Raw genomic sequence first — 20935 nt, forward strand, 5'->3', positions numbered from 1 at the left:
CTACCAACCTCCCGAGCCGAACCGACTACCGCGATCATTATCTCGGCTACGCGGCACCGGCGTAAATTCAAAGTGGCCCGCACCGGAAACAGCCAGCGCCCACAACATGTGCAGGGCGTCCGGGCCATCATCATGATCGGCTTTGGGGAAATGACGTAATTGTTCAATCAGCGTGGTCTGACTGGAATGCAGACGGATCAAGCCGTTCACCATGTGCGGCTGCAATGATTCGATGCGTAACAGCTTATCGGTGTGAGGTATCACGGCGCGGGCGGGCACTGGCACACCGGCAATAGCGGAGCGCTTGATGAGCTCGGTACGCAGGAACTCCTGAAACTGCACGGTTTCAATGCTCCACACCAGGCAACGATAAGTCTGCTGCAACTCGATAATGTCCGAGATTATCTTATCGGGAACCCGCTTACGGATAGCTGCCTCAACCACATCCAGAATGCCCGTGTAGCGGTTAAAGCCGCCGACCAATAAGGCGGAAGGGTCGCGGCTGGCACCCTGTTTACCCAGGCTAGGGTCACAAGCCCCGTAGAAAACCCACTCGGCCAGCCGGTTAACCCAAAAGTGAAACACACCTTCACCGGCAAAAATCGCATCTTCACCACTGACCGGATCATTCTGGTATTCAGCATCAAAGGTGGCATGGCCATCACGCGCACGGATAAGCATCAACGCGAGGATAGGACGCGCAGACCAGGACACCATGGCCCCTTCGTCCATCTCGGCACGGTGCTGCCGATAGTAGGCATTGGCCAGCATCTCGCCATCTGACCCGTTGTTACGCAGGATTTCTTCCCATTTATCCCACAGTGACATGTTGTCTGGCCAACGTATCAGGGCTTTAAAGCGGGCGACACGCCACAGCGGATTTTTAAGGGTACGGGACAGCACAGAATCATAGTGCAGAATAGTCCCGATGTAGATCACATCGAGCTTACCACCCGCCGTTCCCAGTGGTAACACGGTCTTCTTCAGCCAGTTTTCCAGCTTCTCGCGCTGCTCCGGGCTGCGGACTTGCTCGTCATTCTCAATATCATCCAGCACGACCAGGTCAGGCCGATATGGCCCATGGCGTAAACCGCGCAGCTTCTTACCTGAGCCTGCCACCTGCACCTTGATATCGTTACGGGTCAGGATAGTCCCCATCTGCCACACACGGCCCGCACCACAGATATCAGGGAAATCCATCAACAGACGCGGGTTATAGACCAGTTCCGCCTTGATGGCTTCCAGCATCGGATACGCCTGGTCGATGGAGTCCATTACGATGACCGGGTAATGCTTGATGCCACAAATGATTGTCCACAGTACAAAGAGCTGACTGACAAGGGTAGATTTTGCTTCACCACGCGGGGCGGCAATGGCATCGTTCTCGCCTTTGGGACTGGCGACTATCTCCGGCAGACGACTGAACAGATATTTATGCAGTTCGCTCTTATCTTTATGACGCACATAATGCGGGAAATAGTTCTCGATAAAGAACTCATACCCCGTCACCGGGTCTCTTACCTGCTGGTGACGCTGAGCAATAGCCGCCGCCGAGGGGTCAAAACCCACATCCTCGGCTTCAATGGTTCTGCGCAGGCTGGCGGCAAGGTCTGCCAGTTCGCTGACAAAGTCACGTGCGGTGAATTTCTTCGCCATAGGGCTATTCCAGCGCCTTATTGATTTCGTTGATAAGACGGTCACGACCTTGATGTGCCGTTTCGCCATATCCCGTATAAATTGACTGACGAATCAGCGCTAGACATTGATTCACCTTTTGAGCATTTATCAGGGAAGCCACACTGAATGCGTTCTTATGGGCGCTAGTTAATAACGCCCGATAGTCATACTTATCCATAGTGCTTCTCCACTTCATCACCAAAGGGTTCTAAGATTTCAACGAACGCCGCTAAATGCTGAGGGTGCTTCTCAGAAATAAAGATGCTGAGTTTCTGAAGAACATCCAGCGCAATGGCCAGTTGACTGGTTTCCGGCAATATCTTCTTGCTGGCAGAAATGGCCTTATTAAACGCATCCGCCAGGCTGGCCAACAGTTCAACCCGCTGTTTCGCGGGAAGCTGTGAATCACCGTTAAGCTGCTCCAGCGTCGTTTGGTACTGTGTGACGAGTCCGGTCAGGACGGCCCGGCCAATCTCCTCCAGTCCGCCACCGGCGATAACATGCGCCGCCCGCAATTTATCCCAGTCATCACCAGCGTCCTGCGCCTCTTTTTTCCAGCGGCGGGCGGTAACAAATGACACCGCCGCTTGCGCGGCAGCGATTTCCAGCGACATCTGGCCGAAAATGTACGACCTACGCAGCCTGTCCCGTGTTTCCTGCGGATGCGCCATAATTACAGCCCCAAACGGGCTTTAATAAGCACGATAGCCGTCGCAATAATCCCCCCGGACAAACCTCCGGCAATGGCTCCGGCCATCGCACCACGGCGGGTGGCTTCGACCTGAATTGACGTAATATTGGTTTCTATCCGATCCAGTTTTACATTGATGTCTGCCAATATTTCCAAGTCCTGCCCCGGAATAATGAGCTGGTCTAATTGGGTGCTGATTTTTTTCAGCGCACTGACTTCACTTTCAACGGCATGAACACGTCGACTTCTGCGTTTCTGGCGTGATTTCATTTGTCTGCCTTCTTATCCAGTTTGCTATCGATACGATCAATCGCGCTTCTTACTTCACGTAATGTCGACATCAAGAGATCAAAGCTTGTTTTTGCATCTTCACGCCGTTGATAATCGGTCTTAATATTTTCAACCGACTTTTCCAGCGCGGTAATATCCTTTTTGAGTTCGTTAATCCATAAACCAAAAAGAGTAGAAACCAACCCCAAAATAATTTGGAATGCCATTGCCAGGTCAAATATCACTTAGCACCGCCCGAATAATATTTATTGAGTTGTATTAACTGTGTTTCTAATTGCTGGCACCATTTCCCGTAGTCAGCGGAGTGGGCAAGAATATCTTCTGGTGGTAACCCGCTACCGGTGGGCTGGGCTTCGTGGGCAGTTGGTACAGCACCGCTGGCGGCGGGTTGCATTCGCTGATCACAATCGGGGTAGCCGAGGGCTGACTGGTAGACGCACAGGCTGTTAGGCCCAAGGCCAGTATAAGTAGCGCCATCTTGTTGAGTTGCCTCATTGATTTGCCTTTTGAGTCTTTGATTATCGTTATGGAGAGCGTCGATTTTGGCCTGCAACTCAGCAGACAATTTATCGCCCAGCTGCTGAGCGGCTTTCTGACGCGCCAGCGCGGCAGTCAGGGCAGTACTGGCGTCATTCGCGGCCTGCGTCTTTTCTTCCTGCCAGGTAGTTTTAGCTTTACTAAATAACAACTGCTCATCAGAAAGCTGTTTGCCGTAAATCAATGCCGCCAGGGCAAACCCTGCAACGGCGGCAACAAGCAATGCCAACAGGGGTTTCCAATAGGTTTTAAGGAGCGTCAGAAGTGGCACTGGAGACCTCCTTGTCGCGCTTGAGCGCCTGGTGTTTTGATGCCTGACTCTGAGTGACCCATGCGGCCAGATACAGACCAAACCAGATATCACCAGATTGGCCAAAGATGGTGGCCCACAGCAATGCGAGAGAAGACACGATAAATGCCCCCACCAGAGTGGTATCAGATGTCGATAACCGCCCCGATGCAGGGTTGGTGATAAGTTCTTTGAGGGTTTTGATTAAGGACATAGGACACGCTCAGCAACAGTTAAGCGAGACTGACGATCAGCAAGGCCATTGGTACCACCATTAATGACCCGAGTCAGTCCTTTAAAATCACTGCTATCAGCATAGCGATTACAGCTATTTGCGTGCCAGAACCAGCCAGCCGAACGGGCGGCATACTCATCTTGCAGTAGCAGGTCAGGGTTAGTGATAAGGTCAATTTCTAACGCATGGCCACAGCGATAATAATTATCCAGGAAGGTGATTTGTTTCAGGCCACGACCACGGAATTTCCAGCCATCACCGGGCGCGTTATTGCCGTAGCGCTTGCTGTAAACAAGGTTGGCAATGGCTTTCTGCCGCTCAATGGGGACTACAGTCTCACCCGGTTGACGGCCTAACATCTCGCATTGACCCGCTGTTAAACGGGTATTAAAGGTCGCTTTTAAGCCTGCTACGCTGTAGTTAAATGATTCGGAAAGCGTTTTAAAACCCGCACTTTCATGCCCAACCTGAGCAATAAACGCCGCCTGACGGCGTGGTGTATCGATGCCGAATTCATTCATGGCCGACAAGACATGAGGATACCAACGTGCAGCAAGCGCGGGAGATAATGAGGCGGCTAGTTGAAACTGTGATAGAGAGATTTGCATGACACCATCCAATGGGTTGGGATGGTGTCAGTATTGCTATGGGAGCTTTATATAATCAGTGGAAGGGGTTCAGTGGGTTAGTTAGGCATTGCTTTGAGCGCGGCAAAAACAATATTCCAAACTTTTTCATTATCTGTAGGATTGATTTTTTTACAATCTACAGATTCATTACCAAAATCACCAGCATCTATTTTATCTGCACCGGTCAATATAATTATCTTGCGCCATGCACATGCATGAATAGGTGATTGCGGAATATAATCAGGCTCGCTACTGCCATCCATATAGTAATGAGCAAGGTTCCGCTGTACCTGATAATCACCTTGTAATGCTTTATTCACCATATCTGTTTCTGACTCAGCATAGGCTGTGGCAGAACAGGCCAACATTAGCGCTATACAAAGGTATTTTTTCATTCTATTTAGCTCCATTAAAATAAAGAATTCTGGTGAGAATCCATCATGTTTTTATTCTTTTCTAACAATCCCCAAGCGAACCTATCAGAGAAACCATACTTAGGGCATAGCTGAGTCATCACCATCAGGGAAGAGATGCCACTGTCACGCAACTGGGCGAATTCAGCCAGGAACGAGCGGTTACGTAACTCACGCAACGCCCGATCACAACGAGGCAGATAAAGAACTTCCCCGCCAAAATGCCTGACCAACAATTGTGCGTTCTCTTCGCCAATGGTTTCCCGTAACAAGGTGGCTCGGGCCGCGCCAAGTGCACGCAACCCTTTACCAATTGGGAAGGTAGTACCGCCCAACTTATCGAGCAGGCGGGCTGTTGCGGGATAGCCGATCAACTCTGCAATCTGCTGGACAGACTCTGGCAATAGCGCTTTAACCTGCTCAATATTCATCATGATTTCCCTCGACGTTTGGCATCAATAATCAATGCCTGCATCAGTTTTGTTAACTGCTCCAGCAGCAACCAATCAACATATCTTACCTGAAACATATGTTGCGCCATAGATTCAGCATAACTCCACGGACGGCCAGCGTCAGTCAGTAAGGCTTCAATTTTCTTGAGAACAGACTCTTTGGTGACAGGAACGCTTGGACGACGCCCATGATTTTTAGCCGGTTTTGGCTCAAATCCATGAGCCCGCATATAAGCCACAATACGTTCTTGCTGCTCAATGGAGCACTTAGCCGAGCTAGTTTTACCGGTTAACCGGTAGATAACATCACGGTAGGTTTCATCGTCCCAGGCTAAAGCAGACTTACCCACATGAATCAGTTGGATCAGCTTTTTGTCCATAACGCCTCCAACTGAGTCCGCAAGCTATCGCTGACCCTTGTCGCCAAGCCAAGCCTTATAAGCCAGTCAGACAATGTATCCATTGCCTTTACCGGGGAATTGTGACCGGGAAAGTTATCAAAAGCCACCTGAGCAGACCACTCATTATTGAGATAAGTTAAGGTCAGTAATTGGTCAATTACAGTTTGTTGGTTTTGATGCGCCACCAGTACGTTAATCAGAACGGAAGAACCTATAGAGTACGGGCTATTGTGTTCAAACTTAGTGATATATTGGGTTAGCTTCCCACAACCACTCAATAAATCAGCGGTATCCGTAGGAGAGTAACCGCCTAACTCAAGGAGTTTAACCCTAGAGGTGGTAATCTCATCCAGTGCAGACTGGAGCACTTGCAGCAATTCGTCGCTGTAATCTTCACCCAGGGCAAGGTGATTTTTTAAAACCTCAAGATTAGTCATTTTGCACCTCATCTAACTGAGCGTGACCGGTCACATCTGTAAGATTTAAAGAACGTGACTGACGATAAAACCAACATGCTGACTCGCCTATAAAAGCCGTATTGCACCCCGCAGGCAGTGGTAAGTTACAGTGATTGCAGTTACCCAGCGCCGCCTCTTGCCGCGCCAGACGCTCGCCATCACAGAAGAGTAAAAGCTCTACATACTCACTGGGAATGTATGGCTTACGGCCTGGATTGCGCCGCTTACAGCACTCAAGCAACATTGTATACACACGGTCAGAGAGAACGATTTCAAGACGATGCTGGCCGAATTGCGACTTTGCGCGGGCGCGGGAGAGGCGCTTACGCGCCGCTACCTGCTCCTTACTGCTGCCCTTGGTCATTCGTCACCCCTCTGACGTAAACCCAATGAATGCCCTGGAGCATCATTGAGCCTGAAAAGCTCGAAAGATGTAGAAATACCAACTAAGGCGCTCAATGCTGCCACTGCGGCTTGTTTATCACTGCCCTCAGATATGGCTTGAAGTTTGGATATAATCCAGCAGGCACTAAGCGATTCTCTGGTAGAGAGCACTGCATCACAGTAGAGTTCTTGCTGATAATCCGCATTGTCTAATTCTGATTTGATATGGCTAAACCACTGGTTAACCTCTTCGAGAGAAAAGCCGCTGGCTAACAGCATTGCTATACGCTCGTCATTTGGTGAGAGTTCAATCATCATTGATATCCTCTTCTTCGGCAGCCAGTCGCTCTTCAAAAAGCATCAATCCAATAGGCCAAAACAGCATGATTAGTATGAAAGCGATAAGAGGGAGCCCCTTTCTCATCCAACCCAACCGGCGCAGAATACTGGCCCAGCAATAACCAAGGTAGATATAGGAGGCTACAGCCCAACAGATTAAGGTGATTTCTCGAATAGACATCACGCCTCCTTAACCAATTCGGATTGCTCAAAACCTGCTTTCACTACATCAACGATGCGGGATAAGTATCGGTAGGCCGGGTTTTCTACCATCGGCCAATTAGCGTAATAAGGATCATCTCCCAATAAACCAGCCAAATCAGATCCCGATAACCATTGGCAAATATCCGATTTGATATCTTCTGAGGTGACTGCCTCATTCCAATATTCACGTGCATCTTCTTTTGTAATGTCATTGGCGCGTAGTAATTTGATAATTTCCCGCTTCACAAAATTAATATTTTCGTCGTTATCGCCATCAATTTTCTTTTCGAGCTGTGGGGATAAATAACCTATAAGATAATCATTGCCACAGCGCCGGAAGAATTGACTGATTGTCTGGCCTGACATTGCGAACCATGAGGCCGTCCATGCTTTTCCATAACAAGTGATGGTGATTTTCCCATTACCTGGCTCATAGTCATCAACTAGAACCTCAATAGGGTCTAGACGCTCCAGACCAGAGAGGCGCATTTTCATTGACTGGCTGATTTCAATTTCCATTAGACTCTCCCGCATGTGCAATTACTGGTTTCATGTGTTCAATGTGAAGCCCGCCAGCACGGCCATTGACACTAACCACCACGTCACCATGACCCAGTGCCCAAGCTTCAGTGCGCGTGACCACCTCAACGCTGTCAGGAATACCCTTAACAGAGAAGTAATTAAAACGACTACCAACAGGGTATTGTTGATTGAATTTCTCGGCTGATAACCCTTTCAGAAAATGGCTCATGGCTTCACCTTCCACTGTTTTTTATGGTGTTCAACGGCCTGTTTCATGGCAACGCGCTGCTGGTTCTTGTGAACCGTATTGCCGCGACTATCAAAGAAATTGAAACGTGACTTACCTGGCAGGTTGATATACTCGGTCACCACACTGCCATCGGTCAGGGTGTAGATACGCTTAGCGCCACTGTCCTGGTATTCGCGACTGCTGACATGAGCTTTCATGGACGGCCTCCCCAGCCTTTAGACTGAGCAGATTCGCAGAACATGGCACGGGAGAGGCACCATTGCTCGTTGACGAGCAGCATGGAAGCATCAGCTGCTGCCAGCCACGCTGACATGGCGCTGGAGTATTTGAATTGCTGTTCAAGGGCAACGGCTTTCTGTGCCAACGTCCTAAATTCAGGGTTGGTGACGCCCAGCGGCAGGTAGCGAACCTTGCCTTTCCCCTTACCAGAGCCAACCTTACCCACGACAGAGCCGGTATCCTGGAGAGTCCCGGCCATGCCATAGCAGCGTATTTTCCCGTTCCAACCCCGAACAACGCGACCCTTACGGATATCGCAAGCCAGCAGTGCGCCCACGCGGTCAATCGGTAAGCCTGTGAAATTGGCTAACTCACGACCCGTAGCGGTTCCCAGCACTTGCAGCGCCTGACGCAGAGAGTCAGTTTTAGACAGGTTTTCCATTATGATGCACTCCCGATTTGTGCCATTGGGGTGCCATCAACACCGTGATTTAATTCGGCATTACGACCAGATAGATAACCGGCAATAGCGGCATCGTCTGACCCACGAACTTTCTTCGCTTCACGTGATTCCCCTTTATCAAACTCACCTCCACCTATTTTTTGAAAATAGGTTTCCATTAACACTTGCTCATCATCGGTGACGGCAAAGCGTTGAATAACCTGATAAGCCCCTCTTACCCAGGCTTCACAGAACGTATCTGCACGGGCTATTTTGGTTGTTCTCTTTAAGCTCTTACGCTGCCCTGCACTGAACTCCTTGCGGGCCGATGTCAGTTGACGAGACATCACATCGAAAGCATAAGCGGCTACCTGCGGGCGCTCAGCTGGGCCGTAGAACTTCACGATGTTTTTATAGTGGTAATGTGGAGGCTGGCGGGTCGGAGATAAATAACTCGACACACCAAATGCAATGTTGATGACACTGATGAGCATGGCCATATATTTTGGGATGGTCTCTGCATGAGACGGTGCGCCCTTGCTACTGGCTTCGCTAATAGCCATTAACTCGATATCTGACTCAGTTAATTGATGTTGACGCATTAGCTTTTTAGCTTGCTCTAACGCCAGTGCAGCCTCATGCGGATTACTATTTTTTGCCGCCAGATTCAGCAGTTTCTTTATTTTGGCGAGATACTTTTCTTTATTCATGATGATGGTTTTCCATAATTTTGGCGTAAGCGCGCCCCTGCGGGTTTACGCCATATTTAAAAGGGACTTAATAAAGGTTTAAATTAGCCCGCTGGTGTTAATGATTCCGTATTAGCAAAATAAGGTTCTTTATTAATTTCCACGACAGTAGCTGAATTAAAGTCACTGGCGGGGCCAACCGTTTTGACCGATTTGCCCCCACGTAACAATTTGCACGGTTGATAGATAAAAACCTTACCCACGGGATAGCAACGGTTAAACTCTTCAGCTTTCATATCAGACTCCAGAGATATCAAGGGGGATGGACTGATATTGGTCAGTATCACCAATGCGCTCATAGACCCGCACATAGGAACGACTCCCCACCACCTGGACGGCTTCGCTGATGGCATCCATGGCACGTAACCAGCGTGAGTCCTGAATGTCATAACGACGCAGGGCCAATACTGCACCGGTATTGATTTCACCTTCTTTATCAGAGGAGAAAGCCCGGTTGATTAAGGTATGGATTTCAGGACGTGCGCCTTCTACCCAATCAGCAAGGCATTCATCAATAAGCGCTTTGGCGGCTTGCAGGCGTTCATCAAAGGCAATCCGGTCTTGCATGGCTCGCTGGATTTTATATTTGCCATCAAAGGCATATAAGGTGACATTGCCTTTTTTACCGCCTAGTGAAACATTGTATTCATTGGCTGACAGGTCAACGAACGCCGCAATATCCGCAAAGGTGGCTAACTTAAATTCGGTCAGTATTTTGTTAACGGCAAGTGCGCGATTGATAATGTCACCCACTAACGTATCACGCATTTTGTCGATATCTTTAACCAGCGAGTCAGGTGTTAGAATACCTTTAGCATCAACCCAGTAACCCTCTGGAGCGGCCTTATCAGTGAATTGTTTATTTTCAGTGGACATGCTTTCTACCTCGTTTTGTTTTAATTAATGCTTCGTGAGCCTTGATTGAAATAAGCCCAGCCAACCCGTTAGAAACCGCTTTGGCTATCACTAAATCATCCTTACCGTCTGTTTTTGATGCTTCACACCGACAATCAACAGCTAGCCGGTTTTTACTATCAGTCGTAATATCAATGATTATTTTTGCCATAACTGGCTATCTCCAGATGATATGAGCGCCGCGCCAGATGGTCATTTTGACCAGGCTACGGACACCATTGCGGGTTTCGGTGATTTCAACCGCGCCTTTTTCCCATGCTTTAAAGGGGCGATCGACTTCAATAATCGGACGGCGTAAGCGGGTATTTAATTCCACAACCTTAATACCGGCCCGTAACAGGCGATTAATAGGTTTCATTAATGCCGGGTTATTAATAGGTAATTGGCACATGGCTTACTCCTTAATTAATTAACATCTTGGCGGCCTGGCGAACGCTACTGACACCCACCGACATATCATTGATATGACTCAGGCGAATGGCACCGCGCAATAACTTAAACAGGCGGCGGGCATTACCTTTTGATTCCTGATAAAGCGCCTCATTGATATCATCCGCCACCTCTGGCAATACGCTGGCCGCAATGGCGCTAACATCATCTTTAGGCAGGGCATTACCGATATTGAGCGCAAAGGCCACGCGGCTATAAAGCTGGACGAATTCGCCACGCTTGCCTTTCAGGTTAATCAGCAGGCGCGGCATACCGACCAGGACAACACCAATACCGCTTTTATCATGCAGGCGGCGCAGTACTTCCAGTGAGCGATGAGGTAACAATTCACCCTCGTCAATCAGCAAGACATAACCGGAATCACGCAATTTATTGCTACATAACTCAAAGGTTTCATGCATATTGCCGCGAGGGGACAGCCCCAGCCGGTTGCAGATCTCTTCCAGCAGAACACGAGCGGTAAAGCTGGGGTCAACCTCAATGAGCAGCGCAGTAGAGTTCTGGCTGGCATAAGCCTTTAATGCCATGGTTTTCCCTAAACCCGCCTCGCCGTAAATCACATTAATCTCACCGTCAACATGGGCCATGCGGATAATTTCCAGCGCTTTTTTAGACGCCGATGTGGCGACAAACTTCACTTCAACACGCTGGGCCTTATCTTTTTCACGCGTCCGGTCAAGGAAAGCCTGAACCTCGGTATTGACCCTGTCCAAATCCCCGTTATATTTATCCTGTAGATATTGATTGACGGTGGCAGTACTCATACCGATAGCGCGTGAAACCTGTGTTTGATTAAGGCTTTTACGTTCCATCAGTTCTATAAGGTCAGTTTTAATTGTCATAATTGAATTCCTGTGTAGTGAATGAGCGGCATTTGATGGGCGTCAAATAGCCGCTTTTTTATGGCCATGTGTTTTTAAATATTCATCGCGATCAGACTGGAATAAGAACATTTCTTCCCGGTCATCATTAATTCTTGAGATATCGCCCTGAATAAGTGAGCCAAAATCAGGCGCACTCTCAGCGGTCAATACCGGGTTAAGCTCGGCATTAATCTCTTCGGCTTTCTGCTCGACCAGCTTCATGCGACGGCTGTGGCGGTCTTTTGCCACTTTCTGGATATAATCCACTGGGAAGGCTGCGCGGGTATTGCCGTTCACAATGGCAGTACAGATAAATGAACCATCAAGGCGGCGAACGGTAACGCTACTGGCATCGTGGATGTCGAACTCAACCAGAACCTGTTCACCGTCGACCTGAATTAAATCCTGAGAAAAATACTCATTCTTAAAGAGAGGGAACCAGCCGCGATTAACTGTACGTATGATTTGCGGACGGAACATATCGCGTAATTCGATATCAGAAAGACGATCAATAGTCTCCTCGGCCAGTAGCAACTGCCGATACTCCGCAGCGGTATAGTGCTTACCGTCTTCACGACAAGGAAGCGAGCTATGACGATGTCTTTCGTTATAGTCTTCAATCTCATCTTCTATGGCATCAATAAGCTGACGCCATGAGGGCAATTTAGCCATGGCTGCTTTTTGGCGGCTGTTGAGTTCTTTATTCTTACCCTGTGCATTAAAAGCTGAGTTGAGGTCAACGCTGACCATACGAACCGTTTCACGGTCAGCAGACTTGCCGTTATAAGTGGCAAATTTACGGGCAATACGCGCGGGAATTTCGCGGTTAAGTCGCTCAATAATCCCGCGAGCCTGTGGGTTGCCGGGAATACCGGTGGGATGCTCCACGCCAAGTCGCGAAAAAATCCCCGTAATATCAGCGTCTAATATGTTGGCTGTCTGACCAGCCCCATTATCTGAGTAGTAGATCAACGGTATGCCGTGATGCTGCATACCGTGGCGTAGCGCATCAGCCACGGCGATAACGTTCTCTGCCAGACTCAGGCTCCAGCCGACGACATAACGTGTCCGGCCATCAATAACCAGTGTGATTTCGGGTGTGAATGGGCGACCATGGTCAGGGTGGGCCACCTTCATCTTCATGCTATGGCCATCGCCAATCCAAACGCCGTTAACGGGCATTTGTGACCAGTCACGCTTAACGTAGGTATTCAGCGCCCGCATGGCTGAGCCCGTTACGCGACCACTCTGTTTAACAATGGTCGGCAGCTTATCTAAAGCCCGGCGAACGGCATGAACCGAGGGTATCGCATCGCGCATAGCGGGCTGGTCGACATATTGCTCATCCCACGTCTTCTTAAACTTCTTGTAAGCCGCAGCAACGGTTAACCCTTTGGTGGTGCGGTAGTGGGTCATAAATAGAGGCATCCATTTTATGTGTTCTACAGGCTTACCTTTATTGTGACCGGGAGCCAGTAAGACCAGACGCTCTGCTGAGTTTGATGCACGTTCATAATCCACCACCCAACCATTGAGGGTGCGGGTGCTGACACCAGTGCGCAGACCTTTACGGGCGTTGGCTATCGCTGCTGCTTTCTGCAATTTCTCAGGCAAGGTATTAGATTGTGACTGGTCACAAATGTAATTAATGGCCCGAATGCGTGACAATCCGGCGTTCTGCAAATTGATAACCTCGGCCACCAGAGTGGCGCGGGCATCAGCGATATCACGCTGTAATTTAGTCAGGTTGCCAGTACTCCGCTCCAGCAGTGCGGGGCATTGGCGCATAAGATCTAACTCATGCTTGGCTTTTACTCTCGGGTTTAAATCACCGTTAACAGCTATTTTAACGGCCTTTTTTTCTTCTGCTAACAGAGAGTTAAGGTGACGTTCTTTGATTATGGTCTGAACGTCAGTTGGTAAGCTCTCGACCAGATACTCGTAACTTAACCCTTTAACCCCGGTTAATTTTCTGCGTGTCCATCCTTCGTTTTTAGCTTTTTTACCTAGCCCCTGTGGGGTTTTGGGTAAACCATTAACAGACAGTAATTCATTCAGGGTTATCCAGATCATTTGCCAGCCCTCTCTGCATGGCGAGAGGGCCAAATAACAGCAGGGGATACGCCAATAGCATTCGCGATAATGACTTCTGCTTTCGGGTAAGAACCTCTGAGGGCATTTCTCAATGTGGATGGGGCCAGACCAGCATCGACTGATAAAGAAGTCAGTGATAACCCCTTTTTGTGTATTGCGGCAACGATATCCGCTCTATGCCAATCAGTTTCTTTCATTGTTTTCTTCCCGTTCTATTTGTTTTATGCCAACCTATACGGTTACACAGGTGAGTCACCTAACGGCGTTACACCATGTGGCTAATTTGAATATTAGATAGAAACTCGGTTGTTTTCAAATGGTTTCTTTCAAAGTTTCTTGCAAAATCGATAATTTAAACTCAATTGATTGATATTAATGTGATTTTATTTGATTGAATCTATTTTGCTTTTTTGGTTATTTGTTTCGTTCATGGGGTTTTGTATGAAGCAGGAATGGTATTTGGCTAAGGACTTGGTTCATATCCCAGGTTTGCCATCTACGCCACAAGGAATTAATAAGCGGGCGAAGGTTGAAGGATGGGTGAAAAGACCGGTGAGCGTGCCTGGTGTGCGCGGGCGTTCGTTTGAATACCATATAAATAGCTTGCCGCAGGTGATCCGCCATTATCTTGGCTCGGTGCAGGAAACTGGCAAGAGTCAGGAAGATGTCAATCACAAACGTGAGGACTTTATGAACTTAGACGCGGATACTCAAGAGTGGTTGAAGATTTATCAACTAATGACCGAGGAAGAACGTAGCAGTGCTTTACAGGTTGTTAGGCGCAAGGGGATTGATACTTTGTTGGCTATTACTGACGAAGAGAATCTTTGCTTGATTAGCCTGTCTCCGCAAGCAAAGAAAACAGCATTGTTGCTTGCAAAGCTGCCAGTAGAGAGAGTGAAAGAGATTTTTGATCTCGCTGAGATGGGCGAACAAGGTGCAGTATTAAATATCAACAAAAATTGAAAGTATTGATAGAGATATATTTTCATATTCAATGATTTATCTCATAATTATCATAATGTTTTTAAAGTGGATCATCATATGATCTAATTTATGCAGAATTGAGTGCAAAAAAATGCACTTTTGATTATTTTTTTAGAGACTATGCAAAATCATTGAATCGCCTCTCAAGCCTCGTCCTTCAAGGCATCCCGCCTAAATCAGACTCCCTCTAATCTATGTTAAAATGATCACTCCCCCACAGTTGTGACCTTAAATTTACCTGAAAAAATCAGCGGCAAAGAAAAACAGCTATTGCCCATTAATTATACAGCTAATGCCCGTCATGGTTTGGATCGTATCGAATGGGATGCTACCGATGTAATTAAAGCTGGCGGGCAAGTCAGTGACCTGGGTAATTTGGCTTATCATGTCGCTTTTCCTCCGTATATTGACGGTGCGGTGAATTCCTATGTATTAAGGGGACGAGCGGTTGATAAAAAAGGTAATTATTCAACTTCCAGTTCAACAAATATCTATGTCACGGGGGTGAATATTGATCGCGTTAACAGCATTATTTCTCTCACTCCAGATAATTTACCCGCCAATACAACCAGCCGAAGCATATTGCATCTAACATTAAACACTGATGCCGGTAATGCGGTCAGTGGTGTGGCTGGTCATATCACTTTTGCTGTACGTGATATTTCTGGCCATATTCCTAGAGCTAGAAGTTTACCTCAACCCGTGGTGATAAGTGATGCGCAGGAGATTCAGACCGGCGTTTATGAAGCTTCAGTTACTAGCGGTAGCTTAGTTGGGCGCTTTGAAATAATTCCAAGTGTACGCGGGGTTCAATTAAATCCGATTATTCTTACCCAATCTGCCGATGCCGCGACGGCGACTATTCATGGCAGCGCATCAGTCACATTTTCTACTCCGTCAATTACTGCTAATGGCACAGATAAAAACCATCTTGAAGTGCTGGTGACTGATGCTCTGGGCCATCCAGTGCCAGGTGTCGAGGTCAAATGGGGAAGTGATTTGAACCCCTCAGGTTTGGCGCATATTACCAGTATTACGAATGAATTCGGTATTGCAGAAAATATCTTCAGTTCCACTGTGACCGGAACTGCCAATATTACAGTGCAAGTCGGCACTTCGTTGCCTGTTCAAGCTGGTGCTATAGAAATAACGGCAGATAACAGCGCCATGACGGTAAATGGCAGTCACTTTATCGCCACGCAAACACCTGTGGTGGCGGATGGTACCAATAAAGCTGTTTATAAATTGAAGGTAACAGATAAACAGGGTAATGCCGTTCCGGCCACCGCCGTGGAATGGTTGAGCAATATTGGCTCATTCATTCAGGGTAGTACGACGACCACAGACGCGAATGGAGAAACCTTTATTGAGCTGGTTAGCTCGAAAGCTGAAATTGCCAAAGTGACGGCGATGGTCGGTGGTAAGCCTTATTCAGCCACTGAAGTTATGTTTATTGCCAATCGTCACACTGGCAAGATTGTTATATTGCCGGTAAGCAAAAACCGCGCTGCGGCTAATGGCACTGATAGCATGACTCTTAATGCCAAAATTACTGATGCCAATAATAATCCGATTAAAAATGAATATGTCGGCTGGGATGTACCTAACCATAAGGTGACATTCGATCCTGTAACGAAAAAGACCAAGACTAATGATTTAGGCGAAACGCAGATTACACTCACTAGCACGCAAGTGGGGGATATCACTCTTCATGCCCAGGTTATGAAAAATGATTTGGCCCTTAATCTGGCAACCGAAAAGCTCAGTTTCACTGCTGATACTATCACTGCCAATATTGCTGACTGGTTGGCACCGACGGCGACTAAGTTGATTGCCGATGGCGTGAAAACGGTCAGCTATAAAGTGTTGGTAAAAGATAATAATGGTCATGTGGTGCCAAATAGCCGAGTTATTTGGCAAACCAATTTAGGGGAATTTACTGCGGCGCAGGCGGTAACGGCAATAAGCAACACCGATAGCAATGGGGAGGCTAGCATTATGCTTTCCAGTGTTAAAGCGGGCCTGGCCACGGTGACAGCATCAGTTAATGGTAATAAGCACACATCGTCCGCCAGAGTAGAATTTACGGCGAATAGCAGCACGGCAAAAATTGCCATAGCACCGAATAATCAGAGTGACTTCGTTGCGAATGGTAGCGATAAGGTGACTTACGAGATTACTGTGGTGGATGCGAATAATAACCCAGTGCAAATGGAGGCTATAAGCTGGAAAGATGAAAATGGGCACCCGGTTAGCATTATTCCTATGGTGAGCCAAACGGATAACGCCGGTAAGGCAACCGTCAATATTACCTCTTTAAAAGCGGGCAAAGCACAAATTCGCGCCACACTTGGCAATGCTGATACCGCTATCGCCCAGCAAATTAGCTTTAATGCTGATCGTCAGACCGCGAAGATTAAAAATGTGGCGGTGGTAGGTAATAAACACCCCGAACCTAATGGTTCTAGCTCGCTGAGTTATATTACGACGGTCGAAGATGCCAATGGTAATCCGGTTGGTGGCGTCATTCTAAACTGGGGCAGTAATATCAATAAAGTGGCCAGCCAGACGACGACGACAGATGCCAACGGTATGAGTACGCAAACTCTCACGGGCACTCAAGCCGGTAAGGTTGAAGTTTCTGTGCAGTTAATCTCGGGTAGTCATGCCGGAAAGCTGGAGAAAAACACTGCGGCTGAATTTGTCGCGACAACCCCAGTGATGGCTAATGCGGATTTGTTATTGCAGCCTAATCTGATCATTGCCAATGGCAAACAAACCTCTACGCTGAAATTTACTCTGCGAGATGTTAACCACAACCCAATTTCGGGGCTGAATAAACAGATTGAGATAACTCAGTCGCCGACAAACCATGTCACTATTGGGGCCGTAAGCGAAACCGCAGCGAAAGGGGTTTATCAAGCCACTATATTCGGCGTAACTGAAGGGCCGGTTGATTTAATCGCCAAGGTTAAGGGTTATGGCGTGAGTAAAATGCAGAAGCTTACCCTGCAAGCTGATAATCAAACCGCGACGTTAAAAACAGTGATACCGAGTAAAACCACGGCTCAAGCCAATGGGATCGATGGCATTACATATAATGCTACAGTGATTGATGCCAATGGTAATGCGAGTCTCGACAATGTTTCAGTCGGTTGGAGAACCGATCTGGGTGAACTGCTTGCTATCACCAAAACCAATAAGTTTGGAGTCGCAACGGTGACTCTGACGAGTAAACAAGCCGGTAGCGCCAGGGTTACAGCAATAGTCAGTAGTGCCAGCAGCATGAACGCCAGCGCAGTGACATTTATGCCCGGTGGGATTTCGCTAGCACAATCATCTGCTGTTGTATCCTCTGCTGAGCTGGTGGCCGGTGGCACCACGACATTGGTGGTCAACATCAAAGATGCTAACGGCAATCCATTAGTCGGTCATGCTGGGGAAATCAAAGTGGCTACGGCCAGCTTCCCGGGCCTAGTATTGCCAAGCCAATTCACTGAAGGGCCTGATGGTGTCTATACCGCCACCATCACGGGCACGAAAGCGGGTGCGGGCGAAATTATCACTAAACTTAATGGTTCTGAGTTAGCTAAGCAGCAGCTGAAAGTCGTGGCTGATGTGAGTAGCGCCAAGATTGGTGAGATTAAACCATTGAAGTCTGGGCCTCTTTCTGTCGGTGATACCGTCATTTATCAGGCAAAACTTGTGGATGCTAATAATAACTTGCTGGGGGCCAATATTCCGGTTCATTGGTCAGTTAATGGCGCTACCCTTATTATTGGCAGTAAAATGATGAGCTTAACCAATAAAGCGGGTGTTGCGGAAATTGAAATCAGCCGTGATGTGCAGGGTAATGCAGTGGTCGCTGCCGCTGTGGGCACAAGCCGCCAGCAAGCTGCAACCGTAAACTTTACCAGCGGTGGTGTGGATATCAGCGCATCCAGCATGCAGTTACTGCAAGGCAAAATCACCGCAGATAATGTCGATATCGCGACTATTCGGGTTGATCTCCGTGACAGTAAAGGCAACCCGCTTGCTAACTTGGCAAGCCAGATAACGACATCACCAAAGAGTGGCGAGCATGGTTTGCAAATAACCACTCAAGCTCATCCGTCGGGCGGCTATCTGGTCAATATCCAAGGTACTCAAGCGGGTAATCATGCAGTCAAGGTTTCTGTTGCTGGCAAACCATTCTCAAAAGCTATAGATGTGAAATTGGTCGGTGATACAGTCACCGCTAAATTAGCGGCGGTTAAGGTCAGTAGCACGATATTCAAAGCCGATGACGTGGAGCAAGTGACCTATACGGCGAAAGTGGTTGATGCCCATAATAACGTGTTGGCGCACTACCCGGTGGCTTGGCGTTTGGCACAGGGCGAGGGCAAGTATCAGAGCCTGAGTTATACCGGGCAAACGGGTATAGCAGAAACCAAACTGAGTGTCAGTCGGCTGGGCCAATATAAAATGGAGGCGCAGGTTCGTCAGCAGGTTGAAGCTGCACCGGATGTCAGCACTACCGCAGGGGATGTCGACCCGGCGCAGTCTGATTTTGTTGTGAATGTGGCCAGTATTGATGCCAGCGGTAAAACTAAAGCTAAATTAACCGCCACGCTAAAAGATAAGTTTGGCAACTTATTAACCGGGCAGCAGGTTAAGGTCACAACCAATAATAGTATGAAAGGGTTAACATTCAGTGCTGATCCCATGAAAGATAATGGCGATGGGACTTACAGCACCGAGGTGACTTCAGTCATCAAAGGCAATACTAACTTTATTGCCAGCATTAACCGCAAGAAATTGAATCAACAGCCACAACTGCTGGTGGGGAATATTATTCCGCAGTTGAGTTTTAGTAAGAGCAAAGAGGCCATAACCTATAGTCGTCAGGCTCGCCAAGCACAAACGTTAAAAGGTTTGCATCCCAAGCTTATGCCCCACTGGAGCAGCGATAATTCTGATGTGGCCAAAATTGATAAGGACACGGGGGAAATTAAGCTTCTCAAAGCCGGTGTGGTAACTATTTCAGTATTAACGCTGCCAAATGAAACTTACACTGCGGGTAATGCCAGTTATCAGTTAATCGTGGAAAAAGCTGACCCGGGAATAAACTTCGCGGTAGCTAAACAGGCAACGACATGGATGGACACGGTGTCGCCGCAGAATTTTGTCTTGTCAAATTCTGATGTTACCCGGGGTGAGCTAAGTACGATGTGGCAAAGTGCCGATAACAACATTGCGACTGTTGATAGCAAAGGGCAAGTGGCGTTAGTTAAGCCCGGCACCACCAAAATAAAAATCATTTCCTTGGAGAATGAGCGTTTCAAACATAGTGAAGCCAATTATGAGTTGAATATTGCTAAATATAAGCAGCCAATCAGTTTTGCTCACGCAGTGCTAAGTAATAAAGACTCAGATTCACGTAACGTTCAGCAACCTAAAGAGAGATTAGCAGTAAATGCTCACTTGGAAACAAAGTGGTCATCGAGTGATAGCCGTATTGTACGTGTAGCGAATGATGGGAGCACCATGAATCTGGCCGGCCCAGGTAAGGCGCGTATTACACTGCGAGTGGTGGGTAATGATTGGTATGAAGAGCAATCTGGCTCTTACCAGCAGGAGGTGTATGTTAAGCCAAAAGTATCTATTTCCTCCACGCGGGCAACGAGTAACCATGTTAGCAAAGATAATGAGAGAGTATGGTCACCGGTCTTTACCGATGATAACCTCCAAGTATCAATGACGACAGCGAGTTCTATTTACGAAAGAGCAAATAGTGTCACCGCCATTTTGCTGGATGGCACTCAGGAGCTTGCTCGTAAAGATATAACTATATCTTCAAGCTCTGCTATTGATTTTAATCCTAAACCAGACTGGGCAGGTAGGTCACTGAAAGTTAAAGTGGTCGCTAAGAATGGCTATGGACAAGAAAATGAAGTCACGTTAGCGCATGAGATCAGAGTGGGTACACTAGAACCAATAGATATTTGGAAAAGTGCAATATTTACCAGAAATTATTCATTGCATAATTCTGATGGCTCTAAGAGAGGCTCCTGCCCTACTGTAAATAATTTATTTTATCCAAATTATGCGAGACTGAATTGGAGAATGCAGCTTAAATTGAATAAAGATATGTTACATCCAATGCAGATAACATCGTTGGAAAGTAAATCTTCAAGGGATGGATTGACTATGAGTCATATTAGCTCTGCTACGAAAGAAATATCCGATTCATATGATAAGACTGATGATAATAGATTGATTAATAAGTGTATTAAGGATGAGTATGGTACATATTCAACCTATATGACTATTAAATATGTAGGTAGGGAATATAAGTATAAAGCGGCTAATGGTTTTTATTGGGAGGGCGGCGGTGATGGTAAATACGTCGATGAAAGCGATGGTTTTAACAAAGCCCCATAATAATTGTCAGTAGTGGAGACT

General features: G+C 47.5%; 29 protein-coding genes. 2 read left to right on the top strand and 27 right to left on the bottom strand.

Going from position 1 to position 20935, the window contains the following annotated elements:
- The 27 genes from terL to D5F51_RS04310 all read right to left on the bottom strand — a co-directional run bounded on the left by terL (position 1) and on the right by D5F51_RS04310 (position 13701).
- Positions 1–1656 carry a phage terminase large subunit gene (gene terL / locus D5F51_RS04180; protein WP_129195695.1) on the bottom strand — a complete coding sequence of 552 codons (1656 nt, stop codon included), beginning with the start codon at positions 1654–1656 and terminating at the stop codon, positions 1–3.
- A gap of 4 nt (positions 1657–1660) precedes the next feature.
- Entirely contained in the window at positions 1661–1855 is a 195-nt protein-coding gene (locus D5F51_RS04185; protein ID WP_129195696.1) for a hypothetical protein, read from the bottom strand.
- Positions 1848–2348: a DUF1804 family protein gene (locus D5F51_RS04190; protein ID WP_129195697.1), complete on the bottom strand. Its 501-nt coding sequence runs from the start codon at positions 2346–2348 to the stop codon at positions 1848–1850. Before D5F51_RS04190 ends, D5F51_RS04185 begins: the two co-directional genes overlap by 8 nt.
- A 2-nt stretch (positions 2349–2350) precedes the next feature.
- Positions 2351–2638 (bottom strand): hypothetical protein, encoded by a 288-nt coding sequence (locus D5F51_RS04195; RefSeq protein WP_129195698.1) that lies wholly within the window; start codon positions 2636–2638, stop codon positions 2351–2353.
- Positions 2635–2883 carry a hypothetical protein gene (locus D5F51_RS04200; RefSeq protein ID WP_245994882.1) on the bottom strand — a complete coding sequence of 83 codons (249 nt, stop codon included), beginning with the start codon at positions 2881–2883 and terminating at the stop codon, positions 2635–2637. The genes D5F51_RS04195 and D5F51_RS04200 overlap by 4 nt, the downstream gene beginning before the upstream one ends.
- Complete coding sequence (locus D5F51_RS04205) at positions 2880–3467, bottom strand: hypothetical protein (RefSeq protein WP_129195699.1); 588 nt, start codon at positions 3465–3467, stop codon at positions 2880–2882. Before D5F51_RS04205 ends, D5F51_RS04200 begins: the two co-directional genes overlap by 4 nt.
- Positions 3445–3699 (bottom strand): hypothetical protein, encoded by a 255-nt coding sequence (locus D5F51_RS04210; RefSeq protein WP_129195700.1) that lies wholly within the window; start codon positions 3697–3699, stop codon positions 3445–3447. Before D5F51_RS04210 ends, D5F51_RS04205 begins: the two co-directional genes overlap by 23 nt.
- The gene (locus D5F51_RS04215; protein ID WP_129199182.1) at positions 3690–4322 is read right to left on the bottom strand and encodes a glycoside hydrolase family 19 protein; all 633 of its coding nucleotides are present in this window, start codon (positions 4320–4322) and stop codon (positions 3690–3692) included. The genes D5F51_RS04210 and D5F51_RS04215 overlap by 10 nt, the downstream gene beginning before the upstream one ends.
- 83 nt (positions 4323–4405) lie before the next feature.
- On the bottom strand, positions 4406–4744 hold the full coding sequence (locus D5F51_RS04220; protein ID WP_087817245.1) for a hypothetical protein: 339 nt from the start codon (positions 4742–4744) through the stop codon (positions 4406–4408).
- 14 nt (positions 4745–4758) lie between these two features.
- Entirely contained in the window at positions 4759–5193 is a 435-nt protein-coding gene (locus tag D5F51_RS04225) for a Mor transcription activator family protein (RefSeq protein ID WP_129199184.1), read from the bottom strand.
- Positions 5193–5594 carry a gp16 family protein gene (locus D5F51_RS04230; protein WP_129195701.1) on the bottom strand — a complete coding sequence of 134 codons (402 nt, stop codon included), beginning with the start codon at positions 5592–5594 and terminating at the stop codon, positions 5193–5195. Before D5F51_RS04230 ends, D5F51_RS04225 begins: the two co-directional genes overlap by 1 nt.
- Positions 5579–6052 carry a hypothetical protein gene (locus D5F51_RS04235; RefSeq protein ID WP_129195702.1) on the bottom strand — a complete coding sequence of 158 codons (474 nt, stop codon included), beginning with the start codon at positions 6050–6052 and terminating at the stop codon, positions 5579–5581. Before D5F51_RS04235 ends, D5F51_RS04230 begins: the two co-directional genes overlap by 16 nt.
- A complete protein-coding gene (locus D5F51_RS04240) occupies positions 6045–6437 on the bottom strand; it encodes a hypothetical protein (protein ID WP_129195703.1) in 393 nt (130 codons plus the stop codon). Before D5F51_RS04240 ends, D5F51_RS04235 begins: the two co-directional genes overlap by 8 nt.
- Positions 6434–6775, bottom strand: a complete 342-nt coding sequence (locus tag D5F51_RS04245) for a hypothetical protein (RefSeq protein WP_129195704.1) — start codon at positions 6773–6775, stop codon at positions 6434–6436. Before D5F51_RS04245 ends, D5F51_RS04240 begins: the two co-directional genes overlap by 4 nt.
- A complete protein-coding gene (locus D5F51_RS04250) occupies positions 6765–6977 on the bottom strand; it encodes a hypothetical protein (RefSeq protein ID WP_129195705.1) in 213 nt (70 codons plus the stop codon). Before D5F51_RS04250 ends, D5F51_RS04245 begins: the two co-directional genes overlap by 11 nt.
- The gene (locus D5F51_RS04255; RefSeq protein ID WP_129195706.1) at positions 6977–7519 is read right to left on the bottom strand and encodes a phiTE_072 family protein; all 543 of its coding nucleotides are present in this window, start codon (positions 7517–7519) and stop codon (positions 6977–6979) included. Before D5F51_RS04255 ends, D5F51_RS04250 begins: the two co-directional genes overlap by 1 nt.
- Entirely contained in the window at positions 7509–7751 is a 243-nt protein-coding gene (locus D5F51_RS04260; RefSeq protein WP_129195707.1) for a hypothetical protein, read from the bottom strand. Before D5F51_RS04260 ends, D5F51_RS04255 begins: the two co-directional genes overlap by 11 nt.
- Positions 7748–7969, bottom strand: coding sequence for a hypothetical protein (locus tag D5F51_RS04265; RefSeq protein WP_050146705.1), 222 nt, complete (start codon positions 7967–7969; stop codon positions 7748–7750). Before D5F51_RS04265 ends, D5F51_RS04260 begins: the two co-directional genes overlap by 4 nt.
- A complete protein-coding gene (locus D5F51_RS04270; protein WP_129195708.1) occupies positions 7966–8433 on the bottom strand; it encodes an ANR family transcriptional regulator in 468 nt (155 codons plus the stop codon). The genes D5F51_RS04265 and D5F51_RS04270 overlap by 4 nt, the downstream gene beginning before the upstream one ends.
- The gene (locus D5F51_RS04275) at positions 8433–9143 is read right to left on the bottom strand and encodes a DUF2786 domain-containing protein (RefSeq protein ID WP_129195709.1); all 711 of its coding nucleotides are present in this window, start codon (positions 9141–9143) and stop codon (positions 8433–8435) included. Before D5F51_RS04275 ends, D5F51_RS04270 begins: the two co-directional genes overlap by 1 nt.
- Before the next feature lie 83 nt (positions 9144–9226).
- Positions 9227–9418, bottom strand: coding sequence for a hypothetical protein (locus D5F51_RS04280; RefSeq protein ID WP_129195710.1), 192 nt, complete (start codon positions 9416–9418; stop codon positions 9227–9229).
- 1 nt (position 9419) lies between these two features.
- Positions 9420–10058, bottom strand: coding sequence for a DUF3164 family protein (locus D5F51_RS04285; RefSeq protein WP_129195711.1), 639 nt, complete (start codon positions 10056–10058; stop codon positions 9420–9422).
- Complete coding sequence (locus D5F51_RS04290) at positions 10048–10248, bottom strand: hypothetical protein (RefSeq protein WP_050146714.1); 201 nt, start codon at positions 10246–10248, stop codon at positions 10048–10050. Before D5F51_RS04290 ends, D5F51_RS04285 begins: the two co-directional genes overlap by 11 nt.
- A 6-nt stretch (positions 10249–10254) precedes the next feature.
- Complete coding sequence (locus tag D5F51_RS04295) at positions 10255–10488, bottom strand: hypothetical protein (RefSeq protein WP_050146716.1); 234 nt, start codon at positions 10486–10488, stop codon at positions 10255–10257.
- A gap of 10 nt (positions 10489–10498) precedes the next feature.
- The gene (locus D5F51_RS04300) at positions 10499–11389 is read right to left on the bottom strand and encodes an AAA family ATPase (protein ID WP_129195712.1); all 891 of its coding nucleotides are present in this window, start codon (positions 11387–11389) and stop codon (positions 10499–10501) included.
- Between the two features lie 42 nt (positions 11390–11431).
- Complete coding sequence (locus D5F51_RS04305; protein WP_129195713.1) at positions 11432–13483, bottom strand: Mu transposase C-terminal domain-containing protein; 2052 nt, start codon at positions 13481–13483, stop codon at positions 11432–11434.
- Positions 13480–13701 (bottom strand): helix-turn-helix domain-containing protein, encoded by a 222-nt coding sequence (locus tag D5F51_RS04310; RefSeq protein WP_049608950.1) that lies wholly within the window; start codon positions 13699–13701, stop codon positions 13480–13482. Before D5F51_RS04310 ends, D5F51_RS04305 begins: the two co-directional genes overlap by 4 nt.
- Positions 13702–13945: 244 nt before the next feature.
- Between D5F51_RS04310 and D5F51_RS04315 the strand changes: the two genes are divergently transcribed.
- A complete protein-coding gene (locus D5F51_RS04315; RefSeq protein ID WP_162301683.1) occupies positions 13946–14470 on the top strand; it encodes a DNA-binding protein in 525 nt (174 codons plus the stop codon).
- A 243-nt stretch (positions 14471–14713) separates the two neighbouring features.
- Complete coding sequence (locus D5F51_RS04320) at positions 14714–20914, top strand: Ig-like domain-containing protein (protein ID WP_129195715.1); 6201 nt, start codon at positions 14714–14716, stop codon at positions 20912–20914.
- Positions 20915–20935 lie beyond the last annotated feature (21 nt).

This window comes from Yersinia hibernica (assembly GCF_004124235.1).
GTDB classification, from domain to species: domain Bacteria; phylum Pseudomonadota; class Gammaproteobacteria; order Enterobacterales; family Enterobacteriaceae; genus Yersinia; species Yersinia hibernica.